This window comes from Streptomyces sp. NPDC059355 (assembly GCF_042752335.1).
Lineage (GTDB): Bacteria > Actinomycetota > Actinomycetes > Streptomycetales > Streptomycetaceae > Streptomyces.
In genome coordinates, this window is sequence record NZ_JBHYXN010000001.1 from 207866 (window position 1) to 220447 (window position 12582).

At 70.6% G+C, this 12582-nt stretch carries 14 protein-coding genes; 3 read left to right on the forward strand and 11 right to left on the reverse strand.

Annotated elements, in window-relative coordinates:
* Nucleotides 1-139: 139 nt before the first annotated feature.
* The 5 genes from ACFXGI_RS00895 to ACFXGI_RS00915 all read right to left on the reverse strand — a co-directional run bounded on the left by ACFXGI_RS00895 (nt 140) and on the right by ACFXGI_RS00915 (nt 3318).
* Entirely contained in the window at nt 140-1102 is a 963-nt protein-coding gene (locus tag ACFXGI_RS00895; RefSeq protein WP_099894061.1) for an electron transfer flavoprotein subunit alpha/FixB family protein, read from the reverse strand.
* 62 nt (nt 1103-1164) lie between these two features.
* Nucleotides 1165-1950 (reverse strand): electron transfer flavoprotein subunit beta/FixA family protein, encoded by a 786-nt coding sequence (locus tag ACFXGI_RS00900; protein ID WP_384701279.1) that lies wholly within the window; start codon nt 1948-1950, stop codon nt 1165-1167.
* 203 nt (nt 1951-2153) lie between these two features.
* Nucleotides 2154-2669, reverse strand: coding sequence for a flavin reductase family protein (locus ACFXGI_RS00905; RefSeq protein WP_384701282.1), 516 nt, complete (start codon nt 2667-2669; stop codon nt 2154-2156).
* Nucleotides 2670-2749: 80 nt separating this feature from the next.
* Nucleotides 2750-2980, reverse strand: a complete 231-nt coding sequence (locus tag ACFXGI_RS00910) for a putative leader peptide (protein WP_384701284.1) — start codon at nt 2978-2980, stop codon at nt 2750-2752.
* Nucleotides 2977-3318, reverse strand: coding sequence for a thioredoxin family protein (locus ACFXGI_RS00915; protein WP_384701287.1), 342 nt, complete (start codon nt 3316-3318; stop codon nt 2977-2979). The genes ACFXGI_RS00910 and ACFXGI_RS00915 overlap by 4 nt, the downstream gene beginning before the upstream one ends.
* A gap of 235 nt (nt 3319-3553) precedes the next feature.
* On the opposite strand from ACFXGI_RS00915, the gene ACFXGI_RS00920 reads away from it, so the two are divergent.
* Nucleotides 3554-4276 (forward strand): lysophospholipid acyltransferase family protein, encoded by a 723-nt coding sequence (locus ACFXGI_RS00920; RefSeq protein WP_384701289.1) that lies wholly within the window; start codon nt 3554-3556, stop codon nt 4274-4276.
* A gap of 90 nt (nt 4277-4366) precedes the next feature.
* Here the strand turns inward: ACFXGI_RS00920 and ACFXGI_RS00925 are convergent, their stop codons facing one another.
* The 6 genes from ACFXGI_RS00925 to ACFXGI_RS00950 form a co-directional block, all read right to left on the reverse strand.
* The gene (locus ACFXGI_RS00925; RefSeq protein ID WP_384701292.1) at nt 4367-5584 is read right to left on the reverse strand and encodes an alginate lyase family protein; all 1218 of its coding nucleotides are present in this window, start codon (nt 5582-5584) and stop codon (nt 4367-4369) included.
* A gap of 81 nt (nt 5585-5665) precedes the next feature.
* Nucleotides 5666-6283, reverse strand: a complete 618-nt coding sequence (locus ACFXGI_RS00930) for a transglutaminase family protein (protein WP_384701296.1) — start codon at nt 6281-6283, stop codon at nt 5666-5668.
* A gap of 72 nt (nt 6284-6355) precedes the next feature.
* Complete coding sequence (locus ACFXGI_RS00935; protein ID WP_030860423.1) at nt 6356-7417, reverse strand: low specificity L-threonine aldolase; 1062 nt, start codon at nt 7415-7417, stop codon at nt 6356-6358.
* Nucleotides 7414-8178 carry an SDR family NAD(P)-dependent oxidoreductase gene (locus ACFXGI_RS00940; RefSeq protein WP_030860425.1) on the reverse strand — a complete coding sequence of 255 codons (765 nt, stop codon included), beginning with the start codon at nt 8176-8178 and terminating at the stop codon, nt 7414-7416. The genes ACFXGI_RS00935 and ACFXGI_RS00940 overlap by 4 nt, the downstream gene beginning before the upstream one ends.
* Before the next feature lie 26 nt (nt 8179-8204).
* Nucleotides 8205-9611 (reverse strand): DUF6421 family protein, encoded by a 1407-nt coding sequence (locus tag ACFXGI_RS00945; RefSeq protein WP_384701299.1) that lies wholly within the window; start codon nt 9609-9611, stop codon nt 8205-8207.
* A 226-nt stretch (nt 9612-9837) separates the two neighbouring features.
* A complete protein-coding gene (locus ACFXGI_RS00950) occupies nt 9838-10959 on the reverse strand; it encodes an LLM class flavin-dependent oxidoreductase (RefSeq protein ID WP_384701302.1) in 1122 nt (373 codons plus the stop codon).
* A 49-nt stretch (nt 10960-11008) separates the two neighbouring features.
* Here ACFXGI_RS00950 and ACFXGI_RS00955 point away from each other — a divergent pair, with 49 nt between their 5' ends.
* Together ACFXGI_RS00955 and ACFXGI_RS00960 are read left to right on the forward strand one after the other, a co-directional pair.
* Nucleotides 11009-11668: a PadR family transcriptional regulator gene (locus ACFXGI_RS00955; protein ID WP_384701305.1), complete on the forward strand. Its 660-nt coding sequence runs from the start codon at nt 11009-11011 to the stop codon at nt 11666-11668.
* Nucleotides 11669-11856: 188 nt separating this feature from the next.
* Nucleotides 11857-12549 (forward strand): glycerophosphodiester phosphodiesterase, encoded by a 693-nt coding sequence (locus ACFXGI_RS00960; RefSeq protein ID WP_384701308.1) that lies wholly within the window; start codon nt 11857-11859, stop codon nt 12547-12549.
* Nucleotides 12550-12582: the final 33 nt, after the last annotated feature.

Genomic DNA, 12582 nt, shown 5'->3' on the forward strand with positions numbered 1-12582 from the left:
TTTTTCCGCTTCACGGAAGCTTAGATCCGCATAGCAGAATTTAATGAGGGGTTCTTGTCTAGTCAATGGTTGCAGGAAACACCTCGGGGCCGCGTGGTGAGTGTCACCACGCGGCCCCGAGTCACAGCATCGACGCAGGTCAGCCCTTACGGGCCTTGATCTCCTCGGTCAGCTGCGGCACGACCGCGAAGAGGTCGCCCACGACGCCGTAGTCGACGAGGTCGAAGATCGGGGCCTCGGCGTCCTTATTGATGGCCACGATGGTCTTCGAGGTCTGCATGCCGGCCCGGTGCTGGATCGCGCCCGAGATGCCGGAGGCGATGTACAGCTGCGGGGAGACCGACTTGCCGGTCTGGCCGACCTGGTTGGAGTGCGGGTACCAGCCGGCGTCGACGGCGGCGCGCGAGGCGCCGACGGCGGCACCGAGGGAGTCCGCGAGGGCCTCGATGATGCCGAAGTTCTCGGCACCGTTGACGCCGCGGCCGCCGGAGACCACGATCGCGGCCTCGGTCAGCTCGGGGCGGCCGGTCGACTCGCGCGGGGTGCGGGAGACGACCTTGGTGCCGGTGGCCAGGGCGCCGAAGGTGACGGCGAGCGCCTCGACGGCACCGGCGGCCGGGGCGGCCTCGACCGGAGCCGAGTTCGGCTTGACGGTGATGACCGGCGTGCCCTTGGAGACGCGCGACTTGGTGGTGAAGGACGCGGCGAACGCGGCCTGCGTCGCGACCGGACCCTCGTCACCGGCCTCCAGGTCGACGGCGTCGGTGATGATGCCGGAGCCGATGCGGACCGCGAGGCGGGCGGCGATCTCCTTGCCCTCGGCGGAGGAGGGGACGAGTACGGCAGCCGGGGATACGGCGTCGTACGCGGCCTGCAGCGCGTCCACCTTCGGCACCACGAGGTACTCGGTGAACTCGGGGGCGTCGGCGGTCAGGACCTTGACCGCACCGTGCTCGGCGAGCACCGCGGCGGTGTCGGCCGCACCGGCGCCGAGGGCGACGGCGACGGGCTCGCCGATGCGGCGGGCCAGCGTCAGCAGCTCGAGGGTGGGCTTGCGGACGGCACCGTCCGCGTGGTCGACGTAGACGAGGACTTCAGCCATGGGAATGCTCCTGCGAATGCGAAGTAGTCAGGGGGCGATCGAGCGGGTTTCGGCCGAAGCTCTTAGATGAACTTCTGGCCGGCCAGGAACTCGGCCAGCGACTTGCCGCCCTCGCCCTCGTCCTTGACGATCGTGCCGGCGGTGCGGGCCGGGCGCTGCGTCGCGGAGTCGACCGCGGTCCAGGAACCCTCGAGGCCGACCTCGTCCGACTCGATCTCCAGCTCCTCGAGGTCCCAGGACTCCACCGGCTTCTTCTTGGCGGCCATGATGCCCTTGAAGGAGGGGTAGCGGGCCTCGCCCGACTGGTCCGTCACGGAGACGAGCGCCGGGAGGGAGGCCTCCAGCTGCTCGCTCGCGGAGTCGCCGTCGCGGCGGCCCGTCACGGTGCCGTCCTCGACCTTGACCTCGGAGAGCAGGGTGACCTGCGGGACGCCCAGGCGCTCGGCCAGGATCGCCGGGAGGACGCCCATGGTGCCGTCGGTCGAGGCCATACCGGTGATGACCAGGTCGTAGCCGGCCTTCTCGATGGCCTTGGCGAGCACCAGCGAGGTGCCCATGACGTCGCTGCCGTGCAGGTCGTCGTCCTCGACGTGGATGGCCTTGTCGGCACCCATGGACAGCGCCTTGCGCAGCGCGTCCTTGGCGTCCTCGGGGCCCACCGTCAGGACGGTGGTCTCGGCGTCGTCGGCGTCTTCGGCGATCTGCAGCGCCTGCTCGACGGCGTACTCGTCGAGCTCCGACAGCAGACCGTCGACGTCGTCGCGGTCGACCGTCAGGTCATCGGCGAAGTGCCGGTCGCCGGTGGCGTCGGGCACGTACTTCACACAGACAACGATCCTCAGGCTCACGCCGGCTCTCCTACCGCATCGTCTTTTTTCTGATACCGCCTTGTGCAGGCAGCATAGGCGCCTTGTCGGGCGGATCCCGGTCGGGGCGGCCCGCGCTCCGAAGGGAATGTTACTCGTCAGTACACCGTGGGTCCTCCACGGTGGCAAGGCCGGTGAACTGTGATCTGTCCAACGCCGCACGAACCCGCCCCAGCAGGGACGATTCAGTCGCGCAGCGCGTTGAAGCGACCCTGGTGGTACAGCAGCGGCCTGCCCTCCCCGGCCGGGTCCCCCGCCACCGCCTCCGCGATGATCACCCGATGCGCCCCGGCGGGCACACGCGCCACCACCCGGCACACCAGCCACGCCAGTACGCCGTCCAGCACCGGGACCCCGTACGGACCCGGGGCCCAACCGGTGCCGGGACCGAAGCGGTCCGCTCCGCTGCGGGCGAACAGCCCCGCGAGGTCCCGCTGGTGCTCGCCGAGTATGTGGACGCCGAGGTGCTCGGCGTCGCGTATCGCGGGCCAGCTGGAGGCCCCCGTGGCGATGGTGAACGACAGCAGTGGAGGATCGGCGGAGACCGAGTTGAGCGAGGTCGCGGTGAACCCGACGGGGCTGCCGCCGTCCTCGGCGGTGATCACGGCCACTCCCGCGGCGTGGCGGCGGAAGACGGAGCGCAGCAGGTCGGGTGAGCCGGGGGCGGCGGTCTGGACGGTGGGAGCGGTCGGGGCCGTCATGGAGGTGCTTCCTTCTGCCGCGGAGGCGGCGGGCACGGGCGCGGTGGGATCAGGTCGATCGGGTCGGGGACCGGGGTCGTTCAGTGGCCCCGACAACGCGCGCTCGCGTAGCGGACGAGGTCCACATGGACCCGCCCGTAAAGCAGGAGTTCATACCGCATGCCGCCAGCCTGGCGATCTCCCGTGTACACAGTCAAGCCGCATCGGGCAGATGCGAGGCGCGTCACGCTGCGTGCGGGCGCATGCACCGGCGTGCCGGTCATGACGCCGGCCGACGGCCCGGCCGCCGAACCGGCCGCCGAACCCCTCATATCGCGGCGCCCAACGCGGCGATCACGTCCGCCTTGCGCGGCATCCCCACCGCGCGCCGCACGATCCGGCCCCCCGCGTCGAGGACGAGCACGGTCGGCGTCTTCTCGATGCCCAGGGCCCGCACCAGCTCGAGACGCGCCTCAGCGTCGATCTCGATGTGCTCGACGCCCTCGACCAGGCCCGCCACCTCGGCGAGGATCCGCCGGGTGGCCCGGCAGGGCTGGCAGAACGCGCTGGAGAACTGCACCAGGCTGGCCCGCCGTCCGGGCGATGCGCCCAGTTCGGCCGCGCCCAGCCGTGCCAGGCCCGTGGCCTGCCCGTCCTCGTCCCGGTGCACACTGCTCCCATCGCCGCGGACCTCGTTGCCGCATCATTGAATTGCGTTCGTACGGTGATCCGAGCGCCCCGGCTACGCACCGCATTCCCGGCGTGACGAGAATCTCCTCGGGCACGGTCGTCTGGGCTGGCCAGCAGCCCGCGTATGGGGCACGATCCCCAAGGGCAGCGTACCTACGCAGCCGTAACTTCCGGCCGGGAGCACCTCCCCAGGCAGAAAGCGGGGTCTCCCCCTCATGGCTGAGCTCGTCTACCCTCCGGTGATCGGCGCCGCGCACACCCTCTTCCGGGCGCTGGACATCCGTATCGACATGAAGGGCACGGAGAACATCCCGCGCAAGGGCGGGGCGGTTCTCGTGTCGAACCACATCGGCTACCTCGACTTCATCTTCGCCGGTCTGACCGCGCGGCCGCAGAAGCGCCTGGTCCGCTTCATGGCGAAGGAGTCGGTCTTCCGCCACAAGGTGTCCGGTCCGCTGATGCGCGCGATGAAGCACATCCCGGTCGACCGCAAGCAGGGTGAGACGGCCTACCAGCACGCCCTCGACTCGCTGCGGTCCGGCGAGATCATCGGCGTGTTCCCGGAGGCGACGATCTCCCAGTCGTTCACCCTCAAGAGCTTCAAGTCGGGCGCAGCGCGCATGGCCCAGGAGGCCGGCGTCCCGCTCATCCCGGTGGCGCTGTGGGGCACCCAGCGACTGTGGACCAAGGGCCGCCCGAAGAACCTCAAGCGCAGCCACATCCCCGTGACGATGCGGATCGGCGAGCCCATCGAGGCACCCACCGACCAGTACGCCGGCGCCATCACCCGCCGCCTGCGCGAGCGGGTGCAGGAGCTGCTGGACGCCGCGCAGAGCGCCTACCCGGGCAAGCCCAAGGGCCCCGAGGACACCTGGTGGGTGCCGGCGCACCTGGGCGGAACCGCGCCGACGGCCGCCCAGGTCAAGGAAGCGGGCTGATCGGGTACCACCGGTCCGGGTGATCGTGCGGCCCCGCTGTTCACGGCGGGGCCGCGGTGTCGCGCCCGTGGTGCCTCACCCGCCCGGCGGTCAGTTGGGGTTCTCGGCGTGGGTCAGTGTCTCCCACGCCTCGAAGTGGTTCTCGGTGCCCGCCGGGCGCCGCCCCTCGGTGAGCTTGCGGGTGTTCTCCATGCTGACGCCCAGCCGCGTGTGCAGGGCGTTGTAGCCGACCTCGGTGGACGGGCCGATGCCCTTCGCCAGGCTCCCGCCGCACAGCCAGGACGGCACCTTGGCGCCGAGCTCGTACTGGGCGTGGAAACCGAGCGCGTACCGGAAGCGGTCCTTGAACCGCGGGTACAGGTCGAGCCCCTGGATCCGTGAGGTCTCGGCCACGTGCATGGTCGCGGCGATCGCCATGCCGGTGTGGCCGAAGTCCCGGCAGGTCTCCTGGGCCAGGCCGTCCACGAAGGTGCTCTGGCCGTGCCAGTACTCGACCAGCTCGCTTCTGGTGTCGATGGTGGAGCGCGGCGGGTACGCGGGCTGCGCCCCGTCGGAGGCGAGGTAGAAGTACGCCGGAACCCGGCCGAGGTAGATCGCCATCGCCTTGTCGTAGCTCGCACGGTCGTCGAGGTGGACCGAGATACCGATGGCGGCGTCCATCATGATCAGTTCCCAGTTGCCGTTGCTGTTCGGCTTCCCGTTGACGACCTCGGGCAGGTAGACGTCGCGGAGCATGGTGGCGAAGCGCCCCTGGTTCGGCCAGCCGCCGGTGTACGTGTGCTTGATGATCTCGGCGGCGCGCGGCCAGGTGGAGCCCGCCCAGCCGCTCTGCAGCGGGGCGTTGCTGTTGGTGTGGTCCTTGATCTTCGCGGACCAGGCGTCCATCAGCTCGATCGACTTCTTCGCGTACTTGGCGTCCCGGGTGACGTACCAGGCGAGGGCGTCGCTGTACGCGGCGATGGCGTCCTCGCGCTCCTCGGAACAGCCGTTGTCGGGGTTCGAGTACGAGCCGCACTCGACGACGGCGCGCGGCTTGGGCGTACGCGACTGCGAGCCGTACGGGCTCGCGAGCAAGGCGTCGAACGCCGACTTCCACGGCTGCTCCCCCGCCTGCACCTTCGTGCGTACGAAGTCCAGCTGGGCCCGGCTGTTGAGGACTCCGGGGTGGGCGAACTGCGCGGGGGCGGCGGCTGCCGGGGCGGGGGCGGGGGCCGGTCGGGGTCCGGCCTGGGCGGTGGGGGTGAGGGTCAGGGCCGCGGTCACGCCGAGTGCGAGGGCGGCAAGTCCGGCGGGAACTCCGTAGCGCATGGAGCACCTTCCGTTCGGGGGTGGGGGGAACGGGGATGTTCTGCCGCCGAAAGTACCCATGGGCATGCCAAGTTGACAACGTTATCCGACAGGAAACTTTCCTATCTCCGTAGGGAGGTTGCGCCAGAGCGCCGGCCGGTCGGCCGACTCCCGCAGGGCCCCCAGCGCGGCCGGATGCGGGGTGGCGTACAGCTCGGGGTAGTCGACCTCGCCGAGCTCGGGGCGCACGGGGAAGGCGAGCCGCTCGGCGCCGAGCGAGAACCGGGCGTCCACACCCGGCTTGTTGCCCCGCGGATCCTGGCGGGCCCAGTCCGCGGCGCCCGGCAGCCGCAGGGCGATCAGCCCGTGCACGACGGGGTTCGAGCCGTCGTCATCGGTGAGCCGCTGGTAGCAGAGGCCGGCCGGGATGCCGCGGGCCCGCAACAGGGCGACCAGGGCATGGGACTTGGCGAAGCAGATGCCGTTGCGGGTGCGCAACACGTCCGAGGCGCGCCAGGAGACGCGCAGGTCCCCCGAGTCGGCGGAGTGGGGAACGGTGTCGCGGACGAACTCGAAGGCGACCTTGGCGTATGAGTATGCGTCGCCGGTGGCGGTCCAGAGGGCGTCGGCGGTCTCGCTCACAAGCGGGTGGTCGTGGTCGATGACCTCATCGGCCGCCAGATAGGCGTCAATCTGCGGGCTTTGCGGGATCAGCTGCATGGCCCGGAGCATAGACATACCCCCGACCGTGAATCAATTAATTTACGGTCGAGGGTATATCTATTCAGATCTTCAGCGGGACAGCTCTTCCTTCAGCGCCTGGAGGAAGCCGTCCACGTCTTCCTCCTGGGTGTCGAAGCCGCACATCCAGCGCACGTGGCCGGCGGCCTCGTCCCAGAAGTAGAAGCGGTAGCGCTGCTGCAGCCGCCGCGTCACCTCCTGCGGCAGCTTCGCGAACACCGCGTTGGCCTGCACCGGGTAGAGGATCTCCACGCCGTCGGTCTCGCGCACGCCCGCCGCCAGCCGCTGCGCCATCGCGTTGGAGTGCTGCGCGTTGCGCAGCCACAGGTCCTTGGCGAGCAGCGCTTCCAGCTGCACCGACACGAACCGCATCTTGGACGCGAGCTGCATCGACATCTTGCGGATGTGCTTCATCTGCCGGACCGCGTCCGGGTTGACGACCACCACGGCCTCGCCGAACATCATGCCGTTCTTGGTGCCGCCGTAGGACAGCACGTCCACGCCCACCGTGTTGGTGAACGTGCGCATCGGCACGTCGAGCGAGGCCGCGGCGTTGGCTATGCGGGCCCCGTCGAGGTGGACCTTCATGCCGTGGGAGTGCGCGTGCTCGCAGATCGCCCGGATCTCGTCCGGCGTGTAGACCGTGCCGAGCTCGGTGTTCTGGGTGATCGAGACGACCTGCGGCATCGCCCGGTGCTCGTCCTCCCAGCCCCAGGCCTGCCGGTCGATGAGCTCGGGGGTGAGCTTGCCGTCCGGGGTCGGGACGGTGAGCAGCTTGAGCCCGGCCATCCGCTCCGGGGCGCCGCCCTCGTCGACGTTGATGTGCGCCGACTCCGCGCAGATCACCGCACCCCAGCGGTCCGTCAGGGCCTGGAGGGCCGTGACGTTCGCGCCGGTGCCGTTGAAGACCGGGAAGGCTTCCGCGTACGGGCCGAAGTGGCTGCGGATGATCTTCTGCAGGTGCTCGGTGTACTCGTCCTCGCCGTAGGCGACCTGGTGGCCGCCGTTGGCCAGGGCGAGGGCCTCCAGGATCTCCGGATGGACCCCCGCGTAGTTGTCGCTCGCGAATCCGCGCACCGCCGGATCGTGGTGGCGGCGGGCATCGGTCTTCACGGTTGCGGAGTGAGCCACAGACGCTGTCCGTTCACATCGATGGCGGGCCGCTCCCAGACGCCGGCGATGGCCTCGGCCAGCTCCTTGACGTCGGTGAAGCCCGCGAACTTCGCATTGGGGCGCTCGGCGCGCATCGCGTCGTGCACCAGTGCCTTGATCACCAGGATCGCAGCCGCGGCGCCCGGGCCGTCCTCGCCCCCCGCCTTGCGGAAGGAGTCGGCGAGGGCGAGCGTCCAGGCCTCGGCGGCCGCCTTGCCGGCGTTGTACGCGGCGTTGTTGGCGACCGGCTTGTGCGCGCCGGACTGGCTGATCAGGACGTAGCGGCCGCGGTCACTGCGCAGCAGCCCGTCGTGGAAGGCGAGCGAGGTGTGCTGGACGGTGCGGATCAGGAGCTTCTCCAGGAAGTCCCAGTCCGCGAGGTCCACGTCGGTGAAGGTCTTGCTGCCGCGCCAGCCGCCCACGAGGTGGACGACTCCGTCGATGCGGCCGAACTCCTTCTCCGTGCGCTCGGCCCAGGCCTTGGTGGCCTCCAGGTCGAGCAGGTCGACGGTGTCACCGGTGACGGTGGCGCCGCCGTGGGCGTAGCGGGCCGCGTCCACGGACTCCGCGAGGCGCGTCGGGTCGGCGTCGGCCGCGACGACGACGGCACCGGCCTCGGCGAGGCGGAGCAGGGCGGCGCGCCCGGCGGGGCCGCCGGCCCCGGCGACCGCCACCACGGCACCGTGGAGCATGCCGTTCCCGGACTTTCCAGCGCTGTTCATCTGTGCAGCCTCCTGTGGGCGAGCGCTCACGCGGCGACCCGCTCGGCCGAATCGGCGTTCACTGCAGTGATGCCCTTCGTGGAGGCGATCACTCCCTTGAGCTTCTTGGCGAGCGCCTCATAGAACATGCTCAGCGGAAACTCGTCGGGAAGCACGTCGTCGACGAGCTTGCGCGGCGGCTGCGTGAGGTCGAGGGCGTCGGGGCCCTTGGCCCACTTGGAGCCCGGGTGCGGGGCCAGGTAGGTGGAGACGAGCTCGTACGCCTTGAACCAGTGGACGAGCTTCGGGCGGTCGATGCCGGCCCGGTAGAGGTCCTCGATCTCGGCGCACAGCTGGTTGGTGACCTGCGGGGCGCGCATCCAGTCGATCTTCAGCTTGTTGTCCGTCCAGCGCACGACGTCGTGCTTGTGGAGGTACGCGAAGAGCAGCTGGCCGCCGAGGCCGTCGTAGTTGCGGTTGCGGTCGCCCGAGACCGGGAAGCGGAACATCCGGTCGAAGAGGACGGCGTACTGCACGTCACGGCCGTGCTCGTTGCCCTCGGACTCCAGCTTCACGGCCTCCTTGAAGGCGGTGAGGTCGCAGCGCAGCTCCTCCAGGCCGTACATCCAGAACGGCTGGCGCTGCTTGATCATGAAGGGGTCGAACGGCAGGTCGCCGTGGCTGTGGGTGCGGTCGTGGACCATGTCCCACAGGACGAAGGCCTTCTCGCAGCGCTCCTGGTCCTCGACCATGCGGGCGATGTCCTCGGGCAGCTCGATGCCCAGGATGTCGACGGCGGCCTCGGTGACCTTGCGGTAGCGGGCGGCCTCGCGGTCGCAGAAGATGCCGCCCCAGGTGAAGCGCTCGGGGGCCTCGCGGACGGCGATGGTCTCCGGGAAGAGCACGGCGGAGTGCGTGTCGTAGCCGGGGGTGAAGTCCTCGAAGGTGATGCCGAGGAAGAGCGGGTTGTCGTACCGGGTGCGCTCCAGCTCGGAGAGCCACTCGGGCCACACCATCTTCAGGACGACGGCCTCGAAGTTGCGGTCGAGATTGCCGTTCTGCGTGTACATGGGGAAGACGACCAGGTGCTGGAGCCCGTCGGCACGCTCGGCGGCCGGGTGGAAGGCCAGCAGGGAGTCCAGGAAGTCCGGCACCCTGAAGCCGTCGGCGACCCACTTGCGCAGGTCGGAGACGAGCGCCTGGTGGTAGGCGGCGGCGTGCGGCAGCAGCGGCGACAGCGCCTCCACGGCGGCGACCGCCCGATCGACGGCGGCCGCGACCTCGGTCGGAGCCGGGGCGTCCGCGGCCTCGAAGTCGATCGAACCGTCCTTGGCCTGCCAGGGGCGGATCTCCTCCACGGCGGCCTTGAGCTCGGGCCACGCCGGGTGGTCGACCACCCGCGCACCGGCGGCTATCACCGCACCGCCAGAACCCGGCACAAGAATTTCCGTCATGTCACTTCCTCCACAGGAGAACCTCGCGTCAACACAGCGTATGCGTGCGAGCCTGTCCTGCTCAAGGGCCTGTGCGGGAAATTATCCTGCGCGACCCCCATCGGCACCGTAATTCTTCCCGCCGTCCACCGTCCGAGCGAGCGCTTCGCCCCTTTCGCACACCGCCGCCCGCACTCATCGGCCCCGCGGGCGGCCGCCCGCGGGGCCGACGGGTGACGTCGGTCACTCAGGCGGTACGGAAATGCGGAATGACCTTTTCGCCCCACTGGCGCAGGGTCTCCAGACAGGCCTCCTGCGGCACCGTGCCCATCTGGATCAGGCACATGATCTCGTCGGCCCCGGCCTCCTTGAGCCGCTGCACGTACGCGATGGCGTCGTCGGCGCTCCCGTACGCGTGGTCGGCGTGGAAGGTCGCCGTCGAAGTGGGACGCACCGGGATGGCCTGCTCGTGCAGCCGGGCCACCACCTGCTCCGCCGCGCTGCGCATCTGCGCCACCTCGTCGGCGCCCGCGACCACCGCCTCGTCCGGAACGCCGGCGCCGCCGTACCAGTGGCCGATGGACTGCGCGAAGAACCGCTGGCCGCGGATGCCGATCCGGCGCGCCTCGGCCGGGTCGTCGAGCACGATGGTCGGGCAGAGCACCGAGAAGTGGTCGTTGACCGCGGTGGAGACGAAGCGCGCGCCGTCCCGGCCGGCCACCGCCCCGTCGTACACGGCCCGCATCGTGGCGATGGACTCCGGCCCGGCGAAGCCCATCACCAGGGCCCCGACGCCCAGCTCGGCGGCCTGTACGAGGGTCTCGGCGCGGCTGCACGCCAGGAACAGCGGCGGATGAGGGGTCTGTCGCGGCCGCGGCAGGATCGGGTGAGGGTCGATGTCGATCAGCTCGCCGTGGTACTCCAGCTCCTCCTCCTGCCAGGCCTTGCCGATGATCCGCAGCGCCTCCTCCACCTCCTGCGCGGTGCGCTCCCGGTCCACCCCGCACAGGGAGGTCTCCTGCTCGGTGCCGCCGCGTCCGGCGCCCAGGTCGAGGCGGCCGCCGGAGAGCAGGTCGAGCATGGCGGCCCGCTCGGCCACCCGGACCGGGTGGTTGAAGTTGAAGGGCATGCAGACGACCCCGTGGCCGATGCGTATGGTGTGCGTCCGGGCCGCGACCCAGGTCAGGAAGATCTCCGGGGCGGACATGTGTGCGTACCACTTCAGCGCGTGGTGCTCGACGGCCCAGATCCGGTCGAATCCCATCCGTTCGGCGAGCACGGCCTGCTCCACGCAGTCGCGGATGACCTGGTGCTCCCGCTCCACGGTCGGGTCGGCGAGCTGAGCTTCGAAGATCACGGAGAATTTCACGATGCCTCCAGGGTTGCGTCCCGTGCCCGGCCTTACTTCAATTCGGAATATGACTAGTAGTCAGACGTCGAAGAAGCAAGACCTGCCGGCGACCGCGTGGGCCGTGCTCGGGATGCTGTCCTTCCCCGGGGAGCGCACCGGGTACGAGCTGAAGAAGTGGGCGGACTCCTCCCTGCGCTTCTTCTACTGGTCCCCCGCCATCAGCCAGATCTACGCCGAACTGCGCCGGCTGGAGGAGCTCGGGTACGCGGCCTCCGCGCGCTCGGGGCCGGAGGAGGCCCGGGCCAAGCGCCGCTACACCATCACCGACGCCGGCCGCGCCGCCCTCACCGGCTGGGCCTCGGACACCGCGGAGGCCGGACCCCCGGTGCTCAAGCACGGGCTGCTGCTGCGGATCTGGCTCGGCCACCTCGCCGAGCCCGAGCTGCTGCGCGCGATGGTCGGCGAGCACCTGGAGCGCACCCGGGGCGAACTTGCCGCCGTCCGGGAGGCCATGGCGCGGGCGGGCGAGGTGGCCGAGTGGGCATTCCCCGCGCTCGCACTGCGCTGGAGCGAGCGGCAGCACCTGGCCGAACTGGAGCTCGGCGAAGCCCTGCTGGCCGATCTCGCGGAGCTGGCCGCGGCCGGCACGAAAGCCCTGGCGGGAGCCCCTGAGGGAGCCCCGGCCGCGGATCGTCAAGGCGGCGGGGACGCGCCCACGCCCGGGTGACGCGGCAGGACCCCCGCGGCGCGCGCGGCGGCGTACAGCCCTGGCGGGAACCGGCCGAAGGCCCCGTTCCGGGCGCTGCACGGGCGGTCCCATCGCATCCCCGGCGCACTAGCATGCGTCCTCACCGCCCGGCCGGTAGGGACACCGCGACCGTGCGGGGAGCCGCCGTCGACGGAAGCGAGAGAACCTTGACTTTCCTCACCATCGGTCACCGCGGGGTCATGGGTGTCGAACCGGAGAACACCCTGCGGTCGTTCGTCCGCGCGGAACGTTCCGGGATGGACGTCATCGCGCTGGATCTGCAGCTGAGCAAGGACGGCGTGCTCGTCGTCCTGCACGACGCCGAGGTGGACCGCACCACCGACGGCTCCGGAGCCGTCGCCGATCTGACCCTGGCCGCGCTGCGCGAACTGGACGCCGGCCACGGCGAGCGCGTGCCGGTCTTCGAGGAGGTCCTGGACGCGGTCCGGACCCCGCTCCAGGCATCGGTGCAGGACGGGCCGACCGCCGCGGCGCTCGCGGAGCTGGTCCTGCGCCACGACCTGAGCGCGCGGGTGGAGGTCGCCTCCTTCGACGACGCGGTGCTCGCCGCGACGGCCCGGCTGCTGCCGGGCGTACGGACCACCCTCTACGCGGACCTGCGCATGACCCACCCGAGGTCCGTCGAGGACCGGGCGCTCGCCGTGGGAGCGAACACGGTCGCCCTCGGCATCCGCGAGCTCACCCTGGCCATGGTGGAGTCGGTCCACTCGGCCGGACTGCGGGTGACCGGCTGGACCGTCAACACCCTGCAGCAGCTGCGGCTGGCCCGGGCCCTCGAACTGGACGGCGCGGCCACCGACTTCCCGGAGATCCGCAGCACGGGCCGGTTCCTGGCCTGACGGCCGCGCCCGGAGCCGGGATCCGGTTGCCCC